A 22,562-nucleotide genomic window follows, 5' to 3' on the forward strand; every position below is an offset into this window, starting at 1 on the left:
GAAGATGGCGGCATTCACATCGACGAGGGCTCCCCCCATGAAAACCGGCATTATTGCTGCTCTGCTTGCCTTGCTGGCCGCCCTCGGGGGTTGTGCCAGCCCGGCCGGCACTGACACTGCCCAGCCCTACGGGCACTTCTATTCAGCCACGTCCATTTCCAGCGTTGCCCTTGCCCCAGGGCAGCGGGTGGCGGTGTTGCTGGGGCGTGACACCGAGGCAACCCTTGCCTACCTTGGCAGCCACCGGGCCCAGGCGCCCATCCCCACAGCAGGCCAGCGCATCCCGGTGGCAACCCTGAGCAGCGAGAGCCAGGCCTATGACTGGCTGGCGCGGTCGCTGGCGCAGCAGTTCGCTGAAGTCATCTTTTATGACGACCTGGATACGCTGCTCGGCGACCACCCGGATGTGATCGTGCTGCTCGATACTGAAAGCCGGTTGGCCAGCGCGGGCATCGAAAGCCGGGTGTTGGCACGGTTTTTCGATGACCAACTGACCTATATTGGCCGTGCCGAAGGGCGGGCGAGCAAGCGCCTGGGCGATGTGGCGCGGGTGGTCGAGGATGAGCGGGCGGTGCAAGCGGATGCCCTGCGGGATTTTGACGACGCGTTGCAGGCGTTACTGAGAGGTCAGGTTTGAGGGCCCTATCGCCGGCAAGCCAGCTCCCACAGGTACTACACAGGCCTCGAAACCTGCGCAGTACCTGTGGGAGCTGGCTTGCCGGCGATAGGGCCGGTACAGGTTCTTACTTACGCCGCTGCATCCAAGCAGCGCCCAGTCCACTGAGGCAGATCACCGAAATACCCACCAGGCTCAGGGTATCCGGCACCTGCCTGTAGATGATTACCCCCAGCAACCCGGCAAACACGATCTGGCAATAACTGAACGGCGCCAGCAACGCCGGGGCTGCATGGCGGAAGGCCTGGGTCAGCAGCAGGTGTGCAGTCATGCCAAAGCCACCCAGTGCCAGCATCAGCAGCGCATGGTCCCAACGCGGTGTCTCCCAGAAGAACGGCACCAGCGCACTCATCGCCAAGGTGTTGCACAGCCCTGCATAGAAGTTGCTGGTGGTCGGGCTGTCATGGGCTGCGAGGATGCGCGTCAGCAACTGATAGAAGCAGAAGCCCAGCGCCGAGCCGAAGGGGTACAGGATTGCCGGGGTGAACATTGCTCCACCCGGGTGCACCACCACCAGCACGCCGATAAAACCCAGTACTACGGCCACCCACTGCCCCACCGTCACCCGCTCTTTCAACAGGGGTGCCGATAGCGCGGTGACCAGCACCGGGGCAAGAAAGTTGACCGCCGTGGCCTCGGCCAGCGGTAAGTATTGCAGGCCGGTAGTAAACAGCAGGCTGGTGCTCAGCAGGCTCAAGGCCCGCAGCGTCTGCAACACCGGGCGGCGCGTACGCAGCACGTTGAGGCCTGACTTGGGCAGGAAGATGCCGGCCATCAGCAGCGTATGCACCACATACCGCGCCCACACCACCATGACGATCGGGTACAGGCCGCCGAGGAATTTGGACAAGGCATCGTGGCTGGCAAACAGCAACGTCGCCACCACCACCAAGGCGATGCCGCGCAGGGGTTGGTTGACGCCGGACAGCGGTGTACTGGAACTCATGGCTCTCTCGATGACGGCGCGCCAGCAGGCAGCGCCCAGGGAAGGCCGCACAGGCGTGGCCTGGCGGATGCAACTGCTCGAATTCTAGAAGAGATGCCGCAGCATAAGGAAGTTCATTTGCCGCTTGTCCATGCCGGCTGCAATTACTGTTCGCTGATCGACCACTTTGTACCTTGTACGCATGGCCCGGGCCTCGCTGATCACCGACCATCGAGTGCGAACCCTGCACACCCTACAAGGAATTTACATGCAAAGGCTCACCACCCGTAACGGTCTGGACCTGCCCGCAATCGGCCTGGGCACCTGGCCGATGACCGGCACCGAATGTACCCAGGCCGTGCACCAGGCGCTGGACGTGGGTTACCGGCACATCGACACTGCCACCGCCTACGAAAACGAAGCGGCCGTTGGCCAGGCCCTGCGCGACAGCGACGTACCGCGCGAGCAGATCCACCTCACCACCAAGGTGTGGTGGGACCGCCTGGAACCCAAGGCCATGCGCCAGTCGCTGGAAGACAGCCTGCGCGCCCTGGGCACCGAGCAGGTCGACCTGTTCCACATTCACTGGCCCGGCAAGGATTGGGACCTGGCCCGCAGCATCGACACCCTGGTGGCACTGCGTGACGAGGGCAAGACGCGCCACATCGGCGTGGCCAACTTCCCGCTGGGGCTGCTGCGCCAGGTGGTGGAAACCCTGGGCGCGCCGTTGTCGGCGATTCAGGTTGAATACCACGTGCTGCTCGGCCAGCAACCGCTGCTCGACTACGCCCGCAAGCATGATCTGTTGCTCACTGCCTATACCCCGCTGGCCCGCGGCCAGGCGGCAGCGCAGCCGGTGATCCAGGCGATTGCCCGCAAGCATGGCGTGCTGCCCAGCCAGGTGGCGCTGAAGTGGTTGCTCGACCAGGACGGTGTGGCGGCGATCCCCAAGGCCAGTAGCCGCGAGAACCAGCTGGCCAACCTGGCCGCGTTGAACGTGCAACTGGACGACGAAGACCGCGCGGCGATTGCCGGGCTGCCGAAAGACCAGCGCGTAGTGAGCCCGGCGTTTGCGCCAGACTGGAATAGCTAATCCCGAGAGCTGACGCGGCCCCCTGTAGGAGCAGCCTTGTGTCGCGAAGCGGCCCCGGCAACATCTGCGGCGAAGCTGAAAATAGGGGGCCGCTTTGCGCCCCATCGCGACACAAGGCCGCTCCTACCCGGGACCGCACACGGGTTTAGGCCGGTGTTATCACCTGTTTCAACCGCTCGCTCGCCGGTGCCGGCCGCCCGTACAGGTAGCCCTGGAAATGCGAGCACCCTTCCGCCGCCAGCCGGCGCATCTGCTCTTCCGACTCCACCCCCTCGGCCGTGGTCTTGATCATCAGGCTGTTGGACAGATCTGTAATAGCGCGGATGATCGACATCGCCTCGCGGCTGTCGCACATGTCATGCACGAATGACTTGTCGATCTTGATCCGGTCGAACGGGAACGAGCGCAGGTAGCCAAGCGATGAATACCCGGTGCCGAAATCGTCCAGCGAAATGGACACGCCCAGGTCTTTCAGGGCGCGCAAGGTGCGCACGTTTTCCTCGCTGTTGCCCAGCAGCACCGACTCGGTGATTTCCAGCTCCAGGCGCTGCGCCGGCAGGCCCGAGTCGGCCAGGGCCAAGGCCACAACCTGCACCAGGTTGGCATTCTTGAACTGCACCGGCGACAGGTTGACCGACACCGTCTGCTCGCTGTCCCAGCTGGCTGCCTCCTGGCAGGCCAGGTTCAAGGCCCGGGTGCCCAGTTCATGGATCAACCCGGTTTCCTCGGCGATCGGGATGAAGTCCATGGGCATGACCATGCCGCGGCTTGGATGCTCCCAGCGCAGCAACGCCTCGTAGCCGGTGATGTGATGGGTCTGCTGGTCGACCACCGGCTGGTAGTGCAGTTGCAACTGCCCCAGGTGCAGCGCGGTGCGCAGGTCGGTTTCCACCAGGCGGCGCTGGCGGGCTGCGACGTCCAGTTCCACCTCGAAGCACTCGTAGCGGTTGCGCCCGTTGCGCTTGGCCTCGTACAGCGCCATGTCGGCATAGCCGAGCAGTTGCTCGGCCTGGTCGTTGTCATCGGGAGCAATGGCAACGCCGATGCTCACCCCCACCGTGAACTGGTGGCCTTCGATCTGGAACGGCGGGCAAATGGCGTTGATCAGGCGCTGCGCGGTGTTGCACGCGGCATCGCGGCCATCCAGCCCGGTCAGTACCACGGCAAACTCGTCGCCGCCCAGCCGGGCCAGGGTGTCGTGCTCGCGCAGCTCACGGCGCAGGCGTTTGCCCAGTTCGCGCAGCAGCTTGTCGCCGAAGGCATGGCCCAGGGAATCGTTGATGTTCTTGAAGTTGTCCAGGTCCAGGCACAGGGCAGCGGTCAGCTTGGCGTTCTCGCTGCCACGCACCAGGGCCTGGCGCAGGCGTTCGTTGAACAGCGTGCGGTTGGGCAGCCCGGTGAGCGCGTCATGGTGCGCCATGTGGTGAATCTGCGCGTGGGCGGCCAGTTCCTCGGTGGCATCCTCGGCAACAAACAGCACGTAATCAGCCTGGCCTTCGCGGTTCTGGCTGAGCAAGGTACGGCTGCGCAGGGTACGTGGGCCCCGGGCGGTGTCGACCCGGGTCTCGGCAGCATGGCCTTTGGTGCTGCGGGCACCACGGGCCAGTTGCTGCTCAAGGTAGTCGGCTGCCGCCGGGCTCAGGCACTCGCCAGGCAGTTGGCCGATCATGCTGCGCTCTGGCCCGCCGAACAGCCGCTCGGCCTGCTGGTTGGCCAGCAGGATGCGCTGGCTGTCCAGGTCCTGGACGATGACGCTGGCGGGGATGTTGGCAATGACCGAATCCAGGAACTGCGACAGCTTGGCCATTTCCTGGCTGTACTGCTCGGCGAGTTCCTTGGCCTGCAGCAGCTCCAGCTCCTGGCGGCGGCGTTCGGAAATGTCGCGGGTAACCTTGGCAAAACCCACCAACTGCCCGGCATCGTCGTACACCGCATCGATCACCACATGGGCGTGGAATGCCGAACCATCCTTGCGCAGGCGCGAACCGATCTCTTCAAAGCGCCCGGTGCTGCGCGCCTGCTCCAGATTATGCGCGGGCAACCCGGCGGCGCGCTCGGCTTCGCTATAGAACAGCGAGTAATGCTGGCCGACGATTTCCTCGGCCTGGTACCCCTTGGCACGCTGGGCGCCGGGGTTCCAGTTGGCGACGACACCTTCGGGGGTGAGCATGTAGATGGCATAGTCCACCACACTCTGAATCAATAGCCGGTACATGATGTCGGGGCTTGCGACTAACGACATGAACTTTACCTGAACCTTCGAAGCGCATGAAAAGGGACCCCGGCAAGCAGTGGCCGGGTGTTGGAAAGCGTTGATGGCATTATGCCGCTCATGACGATTTTGTGAAGTGGCTCACAAAAATGTCGCTATCCCTCTTCAAGGACGAACGAAGGCTGGCAAACCCTCAATGGCGGGCGCCGCTTACCAGAAAATTGAGCAGGTCCGGTTCATCAGCCAGGGCAATGGCCTGCGCCGGGCGCGACAGGTTCGCCAATACGGCGCTGCAGAACGCCACGGCGGGCGGGTCTTGTGCGTAGCAACGCAGCAACCAGTCGCCCTCGCCGCCCAGCAGCTGCAACGCCACCGCCTGGCCGATGCCCTGGCGGCGGTACTTTTTCAGGATGAACAGGTCAGCCAGTTCCAGCGCGTCGATGCCCGGCAGTTCGCTGCGTTCCACCAGCACAAAGCCGGCGATGAAGCCGTCCGCCAGCACCAGGTAGGCGCCCCAGCCGTCGTCCTGCCAGTAGCGTTGCAGGTGCTCGTCGTGGATATAGAAGCGGCCGTCCACTTCGACGTCTTCCTGCTCCCAGCCGGAGGACTCGTAGGAATAGAACTGGTAGAGGTTGCGGATCAGCGGGGCCTGGTCAGCAGTGGTTGGCAGCAGCGCGATGGGCAGCATGATGGGGCGAGACTCGGCTAAAACCTGAATTCTATGCCATGACACACCAGCACTGCATGTCACCGGGCGCGCCGCCCCCTGTAGGAGCAGCCTTGTGCTGCGAAGAGGCCCGTATGAGCACAACAGTTTCTTAAGCCATACGGGCCTCTTCGCAGCACAAGGCTGCTCCTACAGAAGGCAGCGTGTGCCAATCGACTGGTCAGTACCTGATCATCACCGACTTCAGCTCGGTGTAATCCTCGATGAACGCGCTGCCGAACTCACGCCCTACCCCCGATGCCTTGGTCCCGCCAAACGGCACCGCCGGGTCGAGGAAGGTATGCATGTTGACCCACACCGTGCCCGCCTCGATCTGCGGGATCAGGCGCAGGGCCTTGGACAGGTCGTTGGTCCACAGGCTGGCGGTCAGGCCATAGGGGCTGTCGTTGATCATTTCCAGCAGCTGCGCTTCGTCATCGAAGGGCAGCACGCAGACGATTGGGCCGAAGGTTTCCTCGTGCAGCAGCGGGTCGCTGGCGTCGTTGGCCAGCACCACCGTGGGTTCGACGAAGTAACCCGGCCGTTCGACGGCCCTGGCCCCACACACCACGGTGTTGCTGGCCCGGGCACGCTCGAAGAAGCCAAGAATCTTCTGCAGGTGCGCCGCATTGGCCAAGGGCCCGAACTGGGCGTCCGGGTCCAGCGCCGAGCCAATCTTCAATTGCCCCAGCGCGGCCGCCAGTTTACCGGTGAACTCGTCCACCCGGCTGCGGTGCACATACAGGCGCTCCGGCGAGGCGCACACCTGCCCCTGGTGGACAAAGGCGGTTTGCACGATGCCGGCCACTGCCCCGTCGACATCCACGTCAGCCAGCAGCGCCGCCGCATTCTTGCCACCCAGCTCCAGGGTGGCGCGGGTCAGGTTGGCGGCCATGGCAGCCTTGCCCACGGCGATGCCCGTCGGCACCGAGCCGGTGAACGCCACCTTGGCCACCTCGGGGTGCTCGATCAGCAGTTGCCCCGCCTGGCCGCGCCCGTTGACCACGTTGAACGCGCCGGCCGGCACCCCGGCTTCTACCGCCAGCTCGGCGATACGCAGCAAGGTCAAGGGCGTGAACTCGCTGGGCTTGACCACGATGGTGCAGCCGGTGACCAGCGCCGAAGCGATCTTCCAGATACCGATCATCACCGAGAAATTCCACGGCACGATCCCGGCCACCACCCCCACCGGCTCGCGCAGGGTGAAGGCGGTGTAGCGTTCACCGCCAAACGAGGGCAGCGACGGGGTCATGGTCTGGCCGGTGATCTTGCTCGCCCAGCCGGCAAAGTAGCGCAGGAACACCACGCTTTGGGCAATCTCCAGCCCGCGCGACAGGTTGATCGACTTGCCCGAGCACAGCGTTTCCAGCTGGGCCAGCTCTTCGGCGTTGGCCTCGATCAGGTCGGCCAGGCGGTTCAGCACCACACCTTTCTGGTACGGCGACACTTCGGCCCAGCTGCCCTTGAAGGCTTGCCGGGCGCTGCGTACCGCTTGCGCCACCTCGGCTGCACTCGCCTCGGCGACCCGGCTGATGACCGCGCCGCTGGACGGGTCGCGAATGTCCACCGAAGGCCCGGCCTCGCCCGCCTGGTAGCGGCCCTCGATGAAATGGCCATGGGGCCTGGCGAGGAACTCGACCACGGCGGGTAACAGCGGGATATCGCTCATGACATGCACTCCTGGATGGCGGCGCCAACGTGGCGACGGGCCGATCTTCAAGCGCATGCCTGCCCGCCTGCCAGCCCTGTGCAGCGTTTTGTCAGGCAGCCTCAAGAGAATGTCACGCAGGCCAAATCAGCACTGCGGGCCACGCGGCACACTGCGATGACTGGGATTTCTGCACAAACCATAACAACATCGGAGATAGCCAATGCGTCGCGTCGACAGGCTCAGCATCTCGGCAGCCCTGGCCTTGGCCGTGGCGGCAGGCAGCAGCGCGGTGCGGGCCGACCTGCCCGCCGAACAGATCGGCCACAACACCTTGCCGTTCCCGCCAGACCCTCACCGCGTCTACATCCTTGATGTGGACTTCAAGAACCCCATCGCCGGCAAGGTGGTGGTGGTCGACCCCAAGGCCAGGCGCATGCTCGGCATGACCACCAACGCCTTTGTCGCCCCCACCGCGCTGAGCCCGGACAACCACACGCTGTATTCGGCCAACCTGTTCTATTCGCGCGGCACCTACGGCGAACGCACCGACGTGCTGGTGGCCTGGGACACCCAGACCCTGCAACCCACCTGGGAGGTGGTGCTGCCAGCCAAGCGCGCGTCGACGCTGACCGAGAAGTACGCCATGGGCGTCAGCGCCGACAACAAGCTGGCCTACGTCTTCAACCTTACGCCATCGACTTCGGTCACCGTGGTCGACACCCAGGCGCGCAAGGTCGCCAGCGAAGTGGCCATCAGTGGCTGCGTGCTCAACTACCCGGTGGGCAAGCGCAGCTTCGCCTCGCTGTGCGGCGACGGCCAGTTGCTGCTGGTGACCCTGGATGACGCTGGCAAGGAAGTGTCGCGCACGCAAACGCCGTTCTTCGACCCGAACAAGGTGCGCCTCAACGAACGCGCCATCGCCAACGGCGACACCTACTACTTCACCACCACCCAGGGCGAGGTGTACCCGGTGGCCTTCGAGGGCGGCAAGGCCAAGCCGTTGCCAACCTGGTCGCTGGTCAGCGACGAAGAGCGCAAGCAAGGCTGGGCACCGGGTGGCTGGCAGGCACTGGCCGTGGCACCGGGCCTGAACCGCCTGTATGCGCTGATGCACGACCAGCACACCGACGGCAAATGGGAAGACCCGAGCACTACCATCTGGGCCTTCGACCTCAAGACCGGCAAGAAGCTCGGCACCCTGGACTCGCCCAAACCGGTGTGGAGCCTGCAGGCCAGCCACGACAAGGCACCGATCCTGGTGGCCACCGACCTGGAAGGCGGTGTGCAGTTCTTCGAGCTCACCACCGGCAAGCACAGCGGCGCGATGGACCAGATCGCCGACACCCCCGTGCTCACCCTGGCCCCTTGGTAAGCAGGAGACCGGACCATGCTCGACCCTGTTCTCGTGATTGCCAGCAGCACGGCACTGGCCGCCCTGCTGGCCAGCGCCGCCAGCCACAAGCTGCGTGACCGGCGCGCCTTCAACGGCATCGTGCGCGCCTACCAGGTGCTGCCGACCACCTTGGCGCCTGTCGCCACTGCCAGCCTGGCCCTCGCCGAACTGGCCCTGGCGCTGGCCCTGCTGCTACCGGCCTGGCGTGCCAGTGCAGCGCTGGGGGTAGCGCTGTTGATGGTGCTGTACGCCAGCGCCATCGGCCTGAACCTGTGGCGCGGCCGCCGCGACATCGACTGTGGATGCTCCGGCCCCGGTGCCGCCCAGCCGCTGCGCCCGGTGTTGCTCCTGCGCAACCTGGTGATCGCCCTGCTCGCCGGCCTTGCGGCGTTGCCCATGGCCGAACGCGCCCTTGGCGTGCTGGACATCTTCGTGGTGATCGCGGCCGCAGCCGTGGCCCTGCTGCTTCATGTGACGGTGGATGGCCTGCTGGCCAACCAGCCGCGCCTTGCCAAATTGACCGGGAGATAACCCCATGCAACTGCTTATCGCATCGAACATCCTGCTCTGGCTGCTGCTGGTAGCGGTGGCTTTCACCGTCATGGCGCTGGTGCGCCAGATTGGCGTACTGCACGGCCGCATCGCCCCGGCCGGCGCGCTGATGGTGGACAAAGGCGTGACCGTCAACGACCCCGCACCGCAAGTGACTGCCGCCGACCGCCACGGCCGCCCGGTCAACATCGGCTACCGCGGCGAGCGTTCGCAGCTGCTGTTCTTCCTCGCCCCGGGCTGCCCGGTGTGCAAGTCGCTCCTGCCGGCGGTGAAATCCATCGCCAAGGACAACAGCGGTTCGCTGGATGTGATCTATGTCAGCGATGGCGACTTCGCCGAGCAACAGGCGCTGATCGAGGCCAACGGCCTGCAGCAGGCCAGCTACGTGGTCGGCCCGGAAGTCGGCATGACCTATCAGATCGGCAAACTGCCCTATGCCGTGCTGATCGACGCGGCCGGCACCCTGCGCGCCAAAGGCCTGGTCAACTCACGCGAGCACCTGGACAGCCTGTTCGAAACCTTGCACCTGGGCAGTGCCAGCCTGCAGCACTACCTGCACGGCGACCAGCCGCACAGCCATGACCATGACCACCCTCACACCCACCAGCACAGCGCGCAGCACTGACCGCGGAGCCGACCATGAGTTTTCTCGACAAACTGTTTGAACGCTCCAGCCGCCATGTCGCCGACACCACTTCGCGGCGCAAGGTGCTGGCACGGCTGGGTTCGCTGATCGTCGCCGGCGCCGCCCTGCCGGTGCTGCTGCCCATCGACCGCACCGCCAAGGCCCTGGCCGCCGATCAACCAAAAATGGGCGACCCGGGTGACCCGACCAGCTGCGACTACTGGCGCAACTGCTCTATCGACGGCTTCCTGTGCTCGTGCTGCGGCGGCTCGATCACCTCCTGCCCGCCCGGCACCGAAGCCTCGCTGGTGACCTGGATCGGCACCTGCCGTAACCCGGCCGATGGCAAGAACTACATCATCTCGTACAACGACTGCTGTGGTAAGCACGCCTGCGGCCAGTGCGCCTGCTCACGCAATGACGATGAACAGCCGCTGTACCGGCCGTTCAACAACAACGACATCAACTGGTGCCTGGGTGCGGCGTCGAAGATCTACAACTGCACGGTCACCATCATCCGTGGCGTGGCGGTGTAGCGCCATGCGCGGCATGACGTTACTGCTGCTTCTGTGCCTGCTGGCCCCCGTGGCCCAGGCCAGAACCCTGCCCAACCCCAACCAGCGGCCAGCCCCCGGCAACGAAGTGGCGCCGGTGCCGGTTGCCCAGGCGGGCTACTCGGTACCGGTGAACTACCAGCTGCAGTGTGCCGGCTGCCACCGTGACCATGGCGAAGGCTCGGCGGCCAACGACACACCGCGCATGCAGGGTTTTGTCGGTAATTTCCTGCGGGTGCCGGGTGGCCGTGAGTTTCTGGTGCGGGTGCCGGGCATTTCGCAGTCTGCACTGAATGACCAGCAGATCGCCGACCTGCTCAACTGGTTGCTGACGCGCGATGGCATGGCCGGTAACAGCTCGCCAGAGCAGTGGCCGGCCTATACCGGCGCGGAAGTGCACCGGGTACGCCAGCAGAGCATGCTGAACCTGCCCAATGTGCGCGCAGGCTTGATCGAGGATATGCGGGCCAGGGGCATTGCCATCGGCGACGGCCTCGGCCATTGATGAAACACGCAAGCGTTGTGCCTTCAGCCCGCCCGCTCAGCGGGCTTTTTTTCGCCCGTAGACTGCGCATAACCACGAAACACCTGATGAGTAGTATCTGCACAATTTTGCACCACCTGAGCGCACAAAAACCTCAACAGCCTTCCGCGCAAACTCGAGGAAAATAAAATTAAATACATACATATCATCAACTTAGGATGTGTCTGTATGTTTCAAGAAGTCCACGGGGCCCGATTTTTGCTTGAATATTCAAGTGATTTTTAAACTTTAAACAACACGCCAAGAGTCGCTAAAGCGACCCGTTTCAGCGTTACCCGTGCGAGGCCCCCAATGATCCCTGCAACCCGCGTTCAAGACGACCGTTTCCAGGCCTGGCTCAGCCAGGTCAATGAAGCCTGTGGCCACTTCAACGGCCGCAAGCTAGACCCGGGGTTCGTCGGCCAGCTCGAAAAGTGCCAGGCAGGCCAGATCTCCATGAGCATCGTCGACATGACCCAGGTGAACCTGTTCCGCGGCCCCCGGGAAATCCGGGCCAGTGGCGCCGACAACTACTATGCCGTGCTGCAACTGGCCGGCACCTCGCACATCGAGCATCAGGGTGCGCGCATCGAACTGCAAGCCGGCGACTTGACCCTGATCGACGCCAGCAGCCCGCTGGACATGCACTTTCACCAGCGCTCACGGCAACTGTCGCTGATCCTGCCGCGCGCCCAGGTGGAAAGCGGCACCCGTGGCACCGGCGTGGCCTGTGCCAAACGCATCGAGGCGCAAACGCCGCTGGCCAGCATGGCCCGGCTGATGATGCTGGAGACGGGGCGAACCCGGCACATGACCGACCACGAAAGCCAGGCCGTGCTTGATGCGCTGATCGCCTTGCTGCGCCCCGCCATCAGCCACGACACGGTGCCCGGCAGCCACGAGCGCATGTTCCGCAAGGCGCTGGCGCTGATCGATCAGCGCATCACCTGCGAACAGCTCACGCCCGAAGTGATTGCCCGTGAAGTGGGAATTTCGATGCGTAGCCTGTACCGCATTTTTGCCAAACACGGGTTGGTGATCGCCCAGTACATCCGCAACCGCCGCCTCGACTTCTGCGCCGAGCACCTGCGCAACCCGGCGATGGACCAGAAAGTGTCGTCGCTGGGGTATGCCTGGGGGTTCTCGGATTCGAGCTATTTCAGTACTGCGTTCAAGGCGCGGTTTGGGGTGACGCCCGGGGAGTATCGGCGCCAGCATGCCAACTGATCGTTTGCCTGTACTGGCCTCTTCGCGGCGGTTCGGCGCCCCGATAAACCCGCTCCCACAGGAAGATCACAATGCCTAAGTCCAATGCAGTACCTGTGGGAGCGGGTTTATCGGGGCGCCGAACCGCCGCGAATAGGCCAGTACAGGCAACCCATTTGGCAAGCCCAACAAACAGCCTGGCAGCCACAGCAAAACTTGCAGTAAGGCCCTGGCGCACAATCCAGCCAAATACCAACAAGAACCCACCCAGGATCCGTGCGTGATGCCCACCCTCGCCCCCCGCAAATTCGCAATCCCGTTCCTGCTCGCCACCCTGGCCAGCCCCCTCGCCCTGGCCGAAGACTGCGCCGCACCCCAGCGCCAGCAAGGCGAACAGGTATTCGCCCGTGACTGCGCAGCGTGCCATTCGGCACAAAAGGATGGCCCGACAATGATGGGCCCCAACCTGCACGACGTGGTCGGCCGCTCCCCCGGCAGTGTGCCAGGCGCCAACTACTCGCAGGCCATGAAAAGCCGCCAGGCCAGCTGGACGGCCCAGGCCATCGGTGCCTTCATCGAACAACCGCAAGCCGCGGTCCCCGGCACCTATATGCCCTACGCCGGGCTACCAGACGCCGGCGAACGCCAGGCGGTAACCTGCTTCCTCGCCGGGCTCAAATAACCCATTCCATCAACGCCCTTCCACCAAGGCCCCTTCACGGGGCCTTGTGTTTTTCATCGCCCTGGCACAACGCCAAAGGCAACTGGCAGCCAGGGCAAAAGCCCGCGCCGGGGCTTCCTGCATGATCGATGGCATGTCTTCAGGACTTCTGCCAACGCCATAACAAAGGAAGCCAGACCATGCACCACCGCCCATTTCGCCTCACCTTGGCCGCGCTGTTGGCCGGGGCTTCGCTGGGTACCTGCGCGCAGGAACTGTACAGCGATGCCGAGCGCCATTTAAACGCCAACGTGGAAGCCGTGTTCGGTGTATTCCACAGTGAAGAACGCTACGCCATCGCCCGCGACCAACCCGGCTCCACCTCTTGGCGTGAGGGCTACATCAAGTACGGCCTGAGTGGCGACCAACGCCTGGGCAGTGCCGGTTCGCTGTACGGGGCCTTCGCCCTGCTCAGCTCGGGCACCTGGGGCGACGGTGACGCCGCCGGTTTCAGCGATGGCAGCGAGCGCACCACCAAGATCGAGGACGCCTACCTGGGCTGGAAGTCCGGCAACCTGGTGCCGATGCTTGGCGAGGACGGCATCGACCTGTCGTTTGGCAAACAGATGATCGCGGTGGGCGATGGCTTCCTGATCCAGGGCGATTCGTTGAACGTTGGCCATGGCCTGGCCGATGGCGAGTTCGACCGTGGCGGCGCCTACTACCTGGCCGCGCGCAAAAGCTTCGACAAGACCGCAGTGTTGCGCCTGGGTGGCAGCAAAGGCTGGCGTGGCGACCTGATGTGGCTGCAATCGGACAACCGCGCCCAGGCCAACACCGAAATGCACGTGGCCACCCTGGAACATGTGGCAGACGCCGGCACGGTCGGGCTGACCTACATCGGCACTACCCATGTCGACGCGCAGTACGCCTCGCCGCTGCAGCAGGAGCGCGACGGCATGAAGACCTACAGCATTCGTGGCCAGGGCAACGCCGGGGTGGAGAACCTGTTCCTGTCCGGCGAATACGCCAAGCAGGACAAGCCGCACACGGCCACTGAAGACGCCTGGTACCTGGAAGCGGGCTGGACCTTCGCCGACCTGCCCTGGGCACCGAACGTCAGCTACCGCTACAGCCGGTTCTCAGAGCAATACGACACGTTGTTCTATGGCCTGGGCCGTGGGCTGGGCACCTGGTTCCAGGGTGAAGTGGCGGGCAACTATGCCGGGCCGTTCAACAGCAATGCGCGGATCCAGAAGGTGGGGCTGACGGTAAGCCCGACTTCGTCGCTGAACGTGGGGCTGATGGGTTTCAAGTTCGACACCCTCGATCGCAGCCTGGGCAATGTGGATGGGCACGAGGTTGATCTGTATGCAGAGTGGACCATCAACGAACACCTGATGGTGGTGCCGCTGGTGGGGCTGTACACACCTGAGCACAGTGCCGGGCAAGGCGGGACACAGTTGGGCAATGACAACAACAACAACAACAACAACAACCTGTATAGCCAGATTGTGTTCGTCAGTACCTTCTGAGCCAACCCCTTCGCGGGTAAACCCGCTCCCACAGGGATCTCACCGCTTTCTCAGGCAGTGATATCCCTGTGGGAGCGGGTTTACCCGCGAATAGGCCAAACGATGGTCTAACGATCAGGCACCGGCAATGTTGCCTCACTGTTCCAGGCGGTAACCGGTCGGCTGAACTGGTTCTCGGTCTGGAAATGCGCCATGCGCCACTGCCCTTCTTCCAGCACAAAGCGCACCGTGAGCCGGGCTGCATTCAGGTGTGATGCACCGTCGGCAAAGGTGCTGGTCTGCAGCATCACCCAGCGCCCTACGCCTTGCCCGTCGTCCATCTCGATCACCTCACTGGTCAGGAAGTGCACGTTCAAGGCAAAGTGCGCCGGGGTTTTCATGTAGGTGGCAAACATCGCGCGGATCGCCTCGCGGCCACGGTATCCACCGAAGCTGGCGGCATACCTGGCGCCCTTGCCTTCCCACACGGCTGCACGGGTGAACAAGCCGGCCAGCTCATCCAGCGGCGTGTCGGCATCCAGCCGGTCACACAGTTCCATGTAGCGATTGATGCACACGCGAATGGCCTGCTGGTGCTCGAACACCTTCAGGCGGGCCTGCAACTCAAGTACGTCAGTCATCGTTGTCCCCATCGCCGCCATACAGGTTGATCAGCAAGCGTTCGGCCACCGCCAGCAGCTTCTCGTCCGCACCTTTGGCCGCCACCAGTTGCAGGCCCACCGGCAGGCCGGCCTCGCTGCCCAGTGGAATGCTCAATGCCGGGTGCCCGGACAGGTTGAACGGCCGCACCAGCGAGGTCATGCCCAATACCGCGCGGGTGTCGGCGGCTTCTTCCAGGCGCAGCGGAAAGTCTGGCATGGTCGGCAGCGCCAGCACGTCGTAGCGGGCCAGGGCCTGGTCGACCTCCTCGGTAAAGCGCAGGCGTACCGCCTCGGCCTCGGCCAATGCCGCATCACGGGTCTGCCCCGCCGCCGCCAGGCGCCCGGCGATGTCGCTGCCAACCTTGCCGGTTTCCAGCAGGTGGCCACAGGCCTGGAACGTTTCGCGGTTGATCACCACCATGCCGGCCTCATAGGCCGCGCCAAAGTACTTGAGCTCGACATTGCCCAGCGGCAAGCCGCTGGCGCTGAGTGCACCCTGCACCACCTTGTGGATGCCCGCCTCGGCGGTTACCCGCAGTACGCCGATACGCGCCTGGGCGGGCACCTGGGCAGGGACAAAGGTGGGGTCGATCATACCCATGGCGCGCACCAGCATCGGCAGGCTCGCGGCGAACGGGCCGACGCAGTCAAGGCTGCTGTAGGCCGGCATCACGCCCCGGCGGCTGACCCGGCCAAACGTGGGCTTGAGGCCGAACACCCCGCAGCAACAGGCCGGCACGCGCACCGAGCCACCGGTGTCGGTGCCCAGGCTGAAGTCGACCAGGCCAGCGGCCACTGCAGCCGCCGAGCCGCTGGAAGAGCCACCGGGGATACGCCTTGGGAAGCGCGGGTTGGCCGCCGTGCCGGTATGGCGGTTGATGCCGGTGGTACCAAACGCCAGCTCGTGCAGGCTGACCTTGGCCGTCAGGCGCGCACCGGCCGCCAGCAGGTGGCTGACCACCTCGGCATGCCGCTCGGCCAACGGCGCATCCTCCAGCGCCTGGCTGGAGGCGCGGGTCGCGGTACCGGCGACATCGATGGTGTCCTTGATCGCGACCCGTGGGCCGCTGCCGCCCAGGTCGAGGGTTTCTACGATTATTGTCATTGTCATGCCACCCTTTGGAAAATGTATGCGGGGCAAATACATGAAATGTCAACTGAACATTCCAGTATTCAGACGCACCTTGGTAATAGCCAAACACGCGGAAACGTCTATGATGTCGCGACTATTTCCGCACAAGTAGTGAAGCGATGAGCACCTCGAAGAACAAAGGCCACAGCCATCACGACCCGGCCAGCGATGAGTTTCGCAAGGAAGACTTCCCCTTCTACTGGCTGGCCCGTGTGCATGGCCGCTACACCCAGAACATGGAACGGCTGCTGAAGAAGATCGACCTCGACGTGCCGCGCTGGCGCGTGTTGTGGATCCTCAACGAGAACGGTGAATCGAGCATTTCCGAAATCTCCACCCATGCCATTGCCAAGCTGTCGACCATCACCAAGATCGTCTACCGCATGAAGGACGACGGCCTGGTCGACACCGCGCCCAGCCCCGAAGACGGCCGCGTGACCCAGGTGCGCATCACCGAAGCCGGCCTGCACAACATCGCGCGTATGCAGGATGTGACCCGGGACCTGTTCCAGCGCAGCTTCAAAGGGCTGACCGAGGCGCAGGTGCAGCGGTTGAACAAGATGCTCGAGGTGGTTTTCCATAACCTGGATACCTTGTAGCCAGCCTTGTCTCGGTTCTGTAGGAGCAGCCTTGTGCTGCGAAGAGGCCGGTCCCGACAACACAAATGCTGTGGCTGTGCCGACCTCTTCGCAGCACAAGGCTGCTCCTACAGGGGTACGCGTTCAGCAGGCCTTGGAGGTTTCGCACACCCGGTGATAAGCGCGGTTGAAGTACACCAGCCCATCATCGGCACCGCCCTGGCGGATATCCTGGATCTCGCAGTAGAAAATGCTGTGCGAGCCCACTTCGTGCACCTGGGCAATGCGGCAGTCGAAGTTCACCAGCGCCTCCTGCATCACCGGCGCCCCGCTCTCCAGCAACGTCCACACGGTCGAGGCAAAGCGCTCCTCCATGCTCAGGTTGCGGTTGGCAAACACCCCGGATAATTCCTGATGAGTGCCGGCCAGCACGTTCACGCACAACGCGCCGTTGGCCTTGAACTGCTCGTTGGAATACGAAGAACGGTTCATGCACACCAGCAAGGTGGGCGGTGAGTCGGTCACGCTGCACACCGCCGAAGCCGTGAAGCCGAAGCGCCCGGCCGGGCCGTCGGTGGTGATGACCGAGACGGCGCCACCGAGCATGGCCATTGCGTTGCGAAAACGGGTTATCTCTACCATGGTCATGCTCCTCAGATATCCAGCACCAGCTTGTTCGACCTGGCCCGCGAACAACACACCAGGATCTGGTCGTTCGCGGCCTTCTCTTCATCGGTCAGGTACACATCGCGGTGGTCGGGCTCGCCTTCGAGCACCTCGCACATGCAGGTGCCGCACACACCCTGCTCGCAGGAAATGTCGATGCGGATGCCCACCTGTGCCAAGGCATCGAGGATGGTCTGGCCCTCGGCCACCTGCACGGTCTTGTTGCTGCGCGCGGCGACCACTTCGAAACCCTGGCCCGTGGCGTCAACCTCGACCTGGAAGTACTCCTTGTGGATGTGCGCTTCGGCGTAGCCCTGCTGGCGTGCGCCAGCGATCACCCAGTCCATGAAGCCCGACGGGCCGCAGGTGTACAGATGCGTGCCGGGTACGCCTGCACCGAGCACATCCGCCAGGCTCAGGCGCTGGGCTGGGGCTTCATCGTCGAAATGGGTAAACACCTGTGCCGCGAACGGCGCGGTGGCCAGCACGTCGAGAAAGGCACTGCGGCTGCGCGAGCGCCCGCAATAATGCAGTTCGAAATCGGCGCCCTGCTGGTGCAAGGCGTGGGCCATGGCGATCATCGGCGTGATGCCGATGCCGCCGCCCAGCAGGATCGAGCGGGTAGCCTCGGCCGCCAGGGGGAACAGGTTGCGCGGCGCGCTGATCTGCACCTCGCGCCCTTCCACCAGGGCCTCATGCACACCTGCCGAACCGCCGCGGGACGCGGGGTCTTTCAACACGCCCAGGCGATACACCGAGGCATCCGCCGGGTCGCTGCACAGCGAGTACTGGCGCACCAGGCCGGGTGCCACGTGGATATCCACGTGCGCGCCGGCCTCGAACGCCGGCAAGGCAGCGCCGTCGGCTCGCCCAAGGTCGAGCACGACCACGTCGGCCCCTTGAATCTCGCGCTTGCGCACAACTACGTTCAACAGTTCTTCATTCATGCTCGGTGTCCTGTAATAGCCAGGGGCGCGCGGGCGCCCCGTCAATGTCAACGCATGAACAGGCCGCCGTTCACGTCCCAGGTCGCCCCGGTGGTGAAATAGGCCTCGGGCCGCGCCAGCTGCACGATCAGGTCGCCCAGAAAGTCGGCATCCCCCAGGCGCTGTACCGGAATGTTGGCCAGCAGGCCCGGCAGCCGTTCGGCCGGCACCGCGGCATGCACCGCCGGCGAGTCGATGGGGCCGGGGGCGATGGCGTTGACGGTGACACCCCGGGCAGCGAACTCCTTGGCAAAGACTTTGGTCAAGGTGACGATTGCGCCCTTGCTCGCCGCATAGTGCGCGCCAGTGGCGGTGCCGCCGTTCTGCCCGGCCAGCGAGGCCATGTTGATGATCCGCCCGTACCCGGCCTCGGCCAGGTACGCGCCGAACACCTGGCAGCCAAGAAACACGCTGCGCAGGTTCAGGCCAACCACGGCGTCGAACTCTTCCGGGCTGATCTGCATCAGGGGTGTGGTCTTGGTCACGGCGGCGTTGTTCACCACTACGTGCAAGGCACCGAACTGTTCCAGCACCTGGGCCAGGGCCTGCTCGAAATCCACCTTGCTGGCGACATCGAGCTTCACCGCCAAGGTGCGCCCACCCAGTGCCTGCAACTGTTCGGCAGCGGCCTGGGCCCGACCGAGGTCACGGTCCGACACCACCACATCAAAGCCTGCGGCAAGCAGCCGGGCGCAGAAACGCTGGCCCAGCCCTTGGCCGGCACCGGTGACCAATGCGACTTGGTTCATGGCCGTCTCCTCAGAGGATGTAGCCGATACCGGCGAGGGTATCGTCACTGTTGATCAGGCTGATCACCTTGCGGTGGATCCTGAACCCGCCCTCGGCACGCACCAGGGTGTAGGTGAGGTCGGCACTGTAGTGCTTGAGGCTTTCCTTGCGGAACTCGCGCACGTTCTGCGCAGCGCGCACGGTGACGTTTACGCCGTCGTCGCCCAGCACGCGGATACGCGAGAGGGTGCGCACGGTACGCGGTTGCGGGCTGGTCGAGATCGACTCGCCACCGACCAGCCGCTGCACACGCAAGGCACGCATGTGGTGGTCGTCATAGGCGTAGTTCAGGGTGTTCTCGTAGTCGGTTTCCCGGGGGTCGATCGGGATGATGTAGGTGCCCTTTTCGGTCCACAGGTTTAGCCAGGCGTCGTACTCGCCATGGTCGAGCATGTCGCCTTCCTGCCAGATGAACGCGGTCACTTCATTGAACAGATTCAGGTTCATCATTTGGCCTCCGCGGTCATCATCTTCTTCCACTGCTGGTACGCCGCACGCATGCCGGTCTCGGCACTGACGTCGGAAACAAGGCCATCGGCGCTGGGCTTTTCACCCGGCAGGCCACGGTTGAGCATGATCCACAGGTGTTCACCGGCGCGGGCGCCCTTCTGCACCCGCTCCCACGCCTCGGAGTCGTCCGGCGTGCCGAAGCCCATCGGCCCCTGGAAGTGTTCGTGCAGGCGCAGGCGGTAGCGGTTGGCCGCCGCCGGGCCGCCGTCCATGGTGATCACCGCGTGGTGGATTTCGGTTTCGTTCACCGAGATCGGCTGCAGCACACGGAAGAACGCCATCGAGCAGGCCACGTTGGGGAACAGGTTGAGGTTGAAGCCCGAGCCGCCAACGGCGCGCACGATGCGCCGCACCTGCAACTCGTCGATGCCTTCGTCGCGCAGCTCGGCAGCAAGGCTTTCGAAGCGCTCCGGGATGGGTTTGTCGAGGTCGGCCTCAAGGTCGACCAGGTCAGGGATCATCACCATCACGCTGTGGCCATTGCCCAGGTCCTCGACATAGCCTGGGCCTTTGACGAAGTCGAACAGCTCCAGGGTCTGCTCATCGACCGAGGACAGGAAGCTTTTGTGCACCAGCGGGAAGTGGTAGGCGTCGGTGGTGTTTTCCAGCTGGATCTTCCAGTTGCCGGGGAAGCGGAAGCGGTGTTCGCCCGGCACCTTGATGCCATAGCCGGCACCCTGCTTCATGAACAGGTCCATCCACTTCTTCGCAGCACCAAGGAAGTCCTCCAGCGGCTCGATGTCGTCCTTGAACGTGGCGAAGACCATGCCGGCGTAGCTTTCGGTGCGCAGGCTGACCAGGGGCAGCTCGGCCTTGTCCAGGCAGTCGCCGTAGCTTTCCGGGTGCGGGATGCCGCGCAGTGAACCGTCCAGGGCATAGCCCCAGCCGTGGTACGGGCAGACGAAGCTGTTGGTCTTGCCCTTCTTGTGCTCGCACACGGTGGCACCACGGTGCCGGCAGCGGTTGAGCAGCACGTTGATGGCCTTCTTGCGGTCGCGCACCACAATCACCGGCTGCTTGCCGATGTAGGTGGTCTTGTAGCTGCCGGCTTCGGGGATTTCGCTTTCATGGGCGACCCAGATCCAGGTGCTGTGAAAGATCATTTCCAGCTCGGCATCGAACAGCGCCGGGTCGGTGTACAGCGAAGTGTGGACGCGGTCGGGCTGCACCAGTTCGGCCGGGTCGATTGCCAGGTTGATGGCGGGTATCAGGTTGCTCACGGGATTATTCCTCTTCTCAGGCGCGCTGGATGATCAGTTCACGGCCGACACGGGCTTCGACCTTGGCGTAGCGCCACAGCTTGTAGGGCCCCTCGCCCACCGCCGTGGTGCGGAACAGGTTGCAGGCGGCGTGCACGGTCTCGATGTCGGGCACATCGGCCAGCAGGTAGGTAGTCCAGGGGAAGCCGTCGGACGGGCCGACCATGCCTTGGTCGTCGTCCATGTTGCCCAGCACACGCACACCGGGCAGGTCGTGGATGCCGTTCCACATGGCGCTGAAGGCGGCCCACACCTGCAGCTGCTCTTCGCGCGGGGCATCGAAGAAGTTCTGGTTGATGCCCATGCAGAACAGCACGCGCAAGGCTTTGGTGTCGCTCATGACAAATCTCCCGAGGGTTACAGGTAGCCCGGCAGGGGCTGTTTGCCGAAGAACATGGCTCCGGCGTTCTGGTAGGTGACATCGCCCATGAAGGCGTGCTGGGTGACCACTTGCGCATCGTTGACACAGCGCGCCAGCGGGCTTTCGTTGTAGATACCGGTCATGCCCGACAGCAGTTGCGCGCTGCGCGCCACTTCGGCGGCGACGCGCGCGGCGTGGGTCGAGGACAGGCGCAGCAGGTTGGTCACCTCGACCGGCACGGGGTCACCGGCCAGCACGTGGCCCCAGGCCTGCTCGATGGCTTGGTAGAAGAACGCCCGCGCCGAACGCAGGGCGGCCTCGGCCTTGGCCACGTCGACCTGGGCCAGTGGCCGGTCGGCCAAGGCCGGGGCACCGGTGACCGAGATGCGCCCGCTGGCCATGCCCGACAGCTCGTCCAGTGCGGCGCGGGCAATCCCCAGGCCGACCACCGAGAGCACCTGGGTGGCGAACGACAGCGACGGGTAGCGGAAGAACGGCTCGTCCAGGTTCGGCTTGCCGCCGCGCACGAAGGTCCACTGCTCGCCTACCCGCACATCCTCGACCACCAGGTCGTGGCTACCGGTGCCGAGCAGGCCGACGGTGTCCCAGGTTTCTTCGATGCGCGCCTGGCTGCGCGGCAGCACCGCCAGGCGTGGCAGGTCGAGCTTGTCGCCGTTGCGCGGAGTGATGCCGACGCCGACGATGTCGGCGCCCATCGAGCCGCTGGAGTATTTCCAGCGCCCATTGACCTTGAAGCCACCGGGCACGATTTCGGCCGGCTGCGGCGGGAAGATGCCACCGGCGAACACGGTGTCGGGGCTGTTGCCGTAGATCTCGGCAATGGTCTCCAGCGGCAGCGCCGCCAGGTACACCGGGCTCATGCCGAAGCTGGCCACCCAGCCGGCAGATCCGTCGGCGTGGGCGATGCGTTCGATCATTTCGCAGAAGGCCGCTGGCGAGCACTCCAGCCCACCAAAGCGCTTGGGCACCAGGGCGCGGTACACGCCATGGGCCTTGAACGCATCGATCACATCGCGGGAAATGTGGCGCTGGCGATCAAACTCACCGAGGCGGGCACGATCTCGAACGCCATCAAGCAAGGCCTCGAAAGCAGGCCCGGAAGCAAGCGCCGACACAGGCGCGTCACGCAGGCAAAGCGAATCCATGGACTATCTCCGTCTCAGGCGCGGTTCGGGTGTTGAGGCTGGGAATGGCGGGCGGCGCTGGCCACTGGCAAGCACCGGCCACGCGGGGAAGCGAAGGCAGGTTGGGGCGGCATATCTGTCTCTCTTGTTTTGGGTGCCGGTGACAGATATTTGCGATTATTT

24 protein-coding genes are annotated in these 22,562 nt (G+C 64.3%); 11 read left to right on the top strand and 13 right to left on the bottom strand.

What is annotated here, in order from left to right; genetic code table 11:
* Window positions 1–37 precede the first annotated feature (37 nt).
* Window positions 38–637 (top strand): hypothetical protein, encoded by a 600-nt coding sequence (locus ABOC32_RS20305; protein WP_426808585.1) that lies wholly within the window; start codon window positions 38–40, stop codon window positions 635–637.
* 106 nt (window positions 638–743) lie between these two features.
* Here ABOC32_RS20305 and ABOC32_RS20310 read toward each other — a convergent pair whose 3' ends face one another.
* A complete protein-coding gene (locus ABOC32_RS20310) occupies window positions 744–1,622 on the bottom strand; it encodes a DMT family transporter (protein WP_426808586.1) in 879 nt (292 codons plus the stop codon).
* A gap of 247 nt (window positions 1,623–1,869) precedes the next feature.
* Here ABOC32_RS20310 and ABOC32_RS20315 point away from each other — a divergent pair, with 247 nt between their 5' ends.
* Window positions 1,870–2,694 (top strand): aldo/keto reductase, encoded by an 825-nt coding sequence (locus ABOC32_RS20315; protein WP_426808587.1) that lies wholly within the window; start codon window positions 1,870–1,872, stop codon window positions 2,692–2,694.
* 145 nt (window positions 2,695–2,839) lie between these two features.
* On the opposite strand, the gene ABOC32_RS20320 is transcribed toward ABOC32_RS20315, so the two are convergent.
* The 3 genes from ABOC32_RS20320 to ABOC32_RS20330 all read right to left on the bottom strand — a co-directional run bounded on the left by ABOC32_RS20320 (window position 2,840) and on the right by ABOC32_RS20330 (window position 7,281).
* Window positions 2,840–4,936, bottom strand: coding sequence for a putative bifunctional diguanylate cyclase/phosphodiesterase (locus ABOC32_RS20320; protein ID WP_426808588.1), 2,097 nt, complete (start codon window positions 4,934–4,936; stop codon window positions 2,840–2,842).
* Window positions 4,937–5,099: 163 nt separating this feature from the next.
* Entirely contained in the window at window positions 5,100–5,594 is a 495-nt protein-coding gene (locus tag ABOC32_RS20325) for a GNAT family N-acetyltransferase (protein ID WP_426808589.1), read from the bottom strand.
* A 199-nt stretch (window positions 5,595–5,793) separates the two neighbouring features.
* Window positions 5,794–7,281, bottom strand: a complete 1,488-nt coding sequence (locus ABOC32_RS20330) for an aldehyde dehydrogenase family protein (protein WP_426808590.1) — start codon at window positions 7,279–7,281, stop codon at window positions 5,794–5,796.
* A 202-nt stretch (window positions 7,282–7,483) separates the two neighbouring features.
* On the opposite strand from ABOC32_RS20330, the gene ABOC32_RS20335 reads away from it, so the two are divergent.
* The 8 genes from ABOC32_RS20335 (at window position 7,484) to ABOC32_RS20370 (ending at window position 14,312) form a co-directional block, all read left to right on the top strand.
* A complete protein-coding gene (locus ABOC32_RS20335; RefSeq protein WP_426808591.1) occupies window positions 7,484–8,635 on the top strand; it encodes an amine dehydrogenase large subunit in 1,152 nt (383 codons plus the stop codon).
* 15 nt (window positions 8,636–8,650) lie between these two features.
* Window positions 8,651–9,187, top strand: a complete 537-nt coding sequence (locus ABOC32_RS20340; protein WP_426808592.1) for a MauE/DoxX family redox-associated membrane protein — start codon at window positions 8,651–8,653, stop codon at window positions 9,185–9,187.
* A 4-nt stretch (window positions 9,188–9,191) separates the two neighbouring features.
* Entirely contained in the window at window positions 9,192–9,833 is a 642-nt protein-coding gene (gene mauD / locus ABOC32_RS20345) for a methylamine dehydrogenase accessory protein MauD (protein ID WP_426808593.1), read from the top strand.
* Window positions 9,834–9,847: 14 nt separating this feature from the next.
* A complete protein-coding gene (locus tag ABOC32_RS20350; RefSeq protein ID WP_426808594.1) occupies window positions 9,848–10,369 on the top strand; it encodes a methylamine dehydrogenase light chain in 522 nt (173 codons plus the stop codon).
* A 4-nt stretch (window positions 10,370–10,373) separates the two neighbouring features.
* Entirely contained in the window at window positions 10,374–10,892 is a 519-nt protein-coding gene (locus tag ABOC32_RS20355; RefSeq protein ID WP_426808595.1) for a cytochrome C, read from the top strand.
* 330 nt (window positions 10,893–11,222) lie between these two features.
* The gene (feaR, locus tag ABOC32_RS20360; protein ID WP_426808596.1) at window positions 11,223–12,137 is read left to right on the top strand and encodes a transcriptional regulator FeaR; all 915 of its coding nucleotides are present in this window, start codon (window positions 11,223–11,225) and stop codon (window positions 12,135–12,137) included.
* A 262-nt stretch (window positions 12,138–12,399) separates the two neighbouring features.
* A complete protein-coding gene (locus ABOC32_RS20365) occupies window positions 12,400–12,798 on the top strand; it encodes a c-type cytochrome (protein ID WP_426808597.1) in 399 nt (132 codons plus the stop codon).
* 179 nt (window positions 12,799–12,977) lie between these two features.
* Window positions 12,978–14,312 (top strand): hypothetical protein, encoded by a 1,335-nt coding sequence (locus ABOC32_RS20370; protein WP_426808598.1) that lies wholly within the window; start codon window positions 12,978–12,980, stop codon window positions 14,310–14,312.
* Between the two features lie 107 nt (window positions 14,313–14,419).
* Here ABOC32_RS20370 and ABOC32_RS20375 read toward each other — a convergent pair whose 3' ends face one another.
* A complete protein-coding gene (locus ABOC32_RS20375; protein WP_426808599.1) occupies window positions 14,420–14,932 on the bottom strand; it encodes a nuclear transport factor 2 family protein in 513 nt (170 codons plus the stop codon).
* Window positions 14,925–16,058, bottom strand: coding sequence for an amidase (locus ABOC32_RS20380; RefSeq protein WP_426808600.1), 1,134 nt, complete (start codon window positions 16,056–16,058; stop codon window positions 14,925–14,927). Before ABOC32_RS20380 ends, ABOC32_RS20375 begins: the two co-directional genes overlap by 8 nt.
* A 146-nt stretch (window positions 16,059–16,204) precedes the next feature.
* On the opposite strand from ABOC32_RS20380, the gene ABOC32_RS20385 reads away from it, so the two are divergent.
* Window positions 16,205–16,684, top strand: coding sequence for a MarR family winged helix-turn-helix transcriptional regulator (locus tag ABOC32_RS20385; protein WP_426808601.1), 480 nt, complete (start codon window positions 16,205–16,207; stop codon window positions 16,682–16,684).
* A gap of 123 nt (window positions 16,685–16,807) precedes the next feature.
* Here ABOC32_RS20385 and ABOC32_RS20390 read toward each other — a convergent pair whose 3' ends face one another.
* Genes ABOC32_RS20390 through iacA form a run of 7 tightly spaced genes read right to left on the bottom strand, consistent with a single transcriptional unit; the run spans window position 16,808 to window position 22,400 of the window.
* Window positions 16,808–17,305 (bottom strand): flavin reductase, encoded by a 498-nt coding sequence (locus ABOC32_RS20390; protein ID WP_426808602.1) that lies wholly within the window; start codon window positions 17,303–17,305, stop codon window positions 16,808–16,810.
* Between the two features lie 11 nt (window positions 17,306–17,316).
* Window positions 17,317–18,276: a PDR/VanB family oxidoreductase gene (locus ABOC32_RS20395; RefSeq protein ID WP_426808603.1), complete on the bottom strand. Its 960-nt coding sequence runs from the start codon at window positions 18,274–18,276 to the stop codon at window positions 17,317–17,319.
* A 47-nt stretch (window positions 18,277–18,323) separates the two neighbouring features.
* Window positions 18,324–19,064, bottom strand: a complete 741-nt coding sequence (locus tag ABOC32_RS20400; RefSeq protein WP_426808604.1) for an SDR family NAD(P)-dependent oxidoreductase — start codon at window positions 19,062–19,064, stop codon at window positions 18,324–18,326.
* A gap of 10 nt (window positions 19,065–19,074) precedes the next feature.
* Window positions 19,075–19,551 carry an aromatic-ring-hydroxylating dioxygenase subunit beta gene (locus tag ABOC32_RS20405; protein WP_426811635.1) on the bottom strand — a complete coding sequence of 159 codons (477 nt, stop codon included), beginning with the start codon at window positions 19,549–19,551 and terminating at the stop codon, window positions 19,075–19,077.
* Window positions 19,551–20,834 (bottom strand): aromatic ring-hydroxylating oxygenase subunit alpha, encoded by a 1,284-nt coding sequence (locus ABOC32_RS20410; protein WP_426808605.1) that lies wholly within the window; start codon window positions 20,832–20,834, stop codon window positions 19,551–19,553. The genes ABOC32_RS20405 and ABOC32_RS20410 overlap by 1 nt, the downstream gene beginning before the upstream one ends.
* A 16-nt stretch (window positions 20,835–20,850) precedes the next feature.
* A complete protein-coding gene (locus tag ABOC32_RS20415; protein ID WP_234228040.1) occupies window positions 20,851–21,213 on the bottom strand; it encodes an IacB protein in 363 nt (120 codons plus the stop codon).
* Window positions 21,214–21,230: 17 nt separating this feature from the next.
* On the bottom strand, window positions 21,231–22,400 hold the full coding sequence (iacA, locus tag ABOC32_RS20420; RefSeq protein WP_426808606.1) for an indole-3-acetate monooxygenase: 1,170 nt from the start codon (window positions 22,398–22,400) through the stop codon (window positions 21,231–21,233).
* Window positions 22,401–22,562 lie beyond the last annotated feature (162 nt).

It is taken from the genome of Pseudomonas sp. WOUb67 (assembly GCF_050058005.1).
GTDB classification, from domain to species: Bacteria; Pseudomonadota; Gammaproteobacteria; order Pseudomonadales; family Pseudomonadaceae; genus Aquipseudomonas; species Aquipseudomonas putida_R.

Bases quoted from the DNA above. Each gene is read 5' to 3' on its own strand.
- ABOC32_RS20305 (WP_426808585.1), top strand. From the start codon at position 38: ATGAAAACCGGCATTATTGCTGCTCTGCTTGCCTTGCTGGCCGCCCTC.
- ABOC32_RS20310 (WP_426808586.1), bottom strand. From the start codon at position 1,622: ATGAGTTCCAGTACACCGCTGTCCGGCGTCAACCAACCCCTGCGCGGC.
- ABOC32_RS20315 (WP_426808587.1), top strand. From the start codon at position 1,870: ATGCAAAGGCTCACCACCCGTAACGGTCTGGACCTGCCCGCAATCGGC.
- ABOC32_RS20320 (WP_426808588.1), bottom strand. From the start codon at position 4,936: ATGTCGTTAGTCGCAAGCCCCGACATCATGTACCGGCTATTGATTCAG.
- ABOC32_RS20325 (WP_426808589.1), bottom strand. From the start codon at position 5,594: ATGCTGCCCATCGCGCTGCTGCCAACCACTGCTGACCAGGCCCCGCTG.
- ABOC32_RS20330 (WP_426808590.1), bottom strand. From the start codon at position 7,281: ATGAGCGATATCCCGCTGTTACCCGCCGTGGTCGAGTTCCTCGCCAGG.
- ABOC32_RS20335 (WP_426808591.1), top strand. From the start codon at position 7,484: ATGCGTCGCGTCGACAGGCTCAGCATCTCGGCAGCCCTGGCCTTGGCC.
- ABOC32_RS20340 (WP_426808592.1), top strand. From the start codon at position 8,651: ATGCTCGACCCTGTTCTCGTGATTGCCAGCAGCACGGCACTGGCCGCC.
- mauD (WP_426808593.1), top strand. From the start codon at position 9,192: ATGCAACTGCTTATCGCATCGAACATCCTGCTCTGGCTGCTGCTGGTA.
- ABOC32_RS20350 (WP_426808594.1), top strand. From the start codon at position 9,848: ATGAGTTTTCTCGACAAACTGTTTGAACGCTCCAGCCGCCATGTCGCC.
- ABOC32_RS20355 (WP_426808595.1), top strand. From the start codon at position 10,374: ATGCGCGGCATGACGTTACTGCTGCTTCTGTGCCTGCTGGCCCCCGTG.
- feaR (WP_426808596.1), top strand. From the start codon at position 11,223: ATGATCCCTGCAACCCGCGTTCAAGACGACCGTTTCCAGGCCTGGCTC.
- ABOC32_RS20365 (WP_426808597.1), top strand. From the start codon at position 12,400: ATGCCCACCCTCGCCCCCCGCAAATTCGCAATCCCGTTCCTGCTCGCC.
- ABOC32_RS20370 (WP_426808598.1), top strand. From the start codon at position 12,978: ATGCACCACCGCCCATTTCGCCTCACCTTGGCCGCGCTGTTGGCCGGG.
- ABOC32_RS20375 (WP_426808599.1), bottom strand. From the start codon at position 14,932: ATGACTGACGTACTTGAGTTGCAGGCCCGCCTGAAGGTGTTCGAGCAC.
- ABOC32_RS20380 (WP_426808600.1), bottom strand. From the start codon at position 16,058: ATGACAATAATCGTAGAAACCCTCGACCTGGGCGGCAGCGGCCCACGG.
- ABOC32_RS20385 (WP_426808601.1), top strand. From the start codon at position 16,205: ATGAGCACCTCGAAGAACAAAGGCCACAGCCATCACGACCCGGCCAGC.
- ABOC32_RS20390 (WP_426808602.1), bottom strand. From the start codon at position 17,305: ATGGTAGAGATAACCCGTTTTCGCAACGCAATGGCCATGCTCGGTGGC.
- ABOC32_RS20395 (WP_426808603.1), bottom strand. From the start codon at position 18,276: ATGAATGAAGAACTGTTGAACGTAGTTGTGCGCAAGCGCGAGATTCAA.
- ABOC32_RS20400 (WP_426808604.1), bottom strand. From the start codon at position 19,064: ATGAACCAAGTCGCATTGGTCACCGGTGCCGGCCAAGGGCTGGGCCAG.
- ABOC32_RS20405 (WP_426811635.1), bottom strand. From the start codon at position 19,551: ATGAACCTGAATCTGTTCAATGAAGTGACCGCGTTCATCTGGCAGGAA.
- ABOC32_RS20415 (WP_234228040.1), bottom strand. From the start codon at position 21,213: ATGAGCGACACCAAAGCCTTGCGCGTGCTGTTCTGCATGGGCATCAAC.
- iacA (WP_426808606.1), bottom strand. From the start codon at position 22,400: ATGGATTCGCTTTGCCTGCGTGACGCGCCTGTGTCGGCGCTTGCTTCC.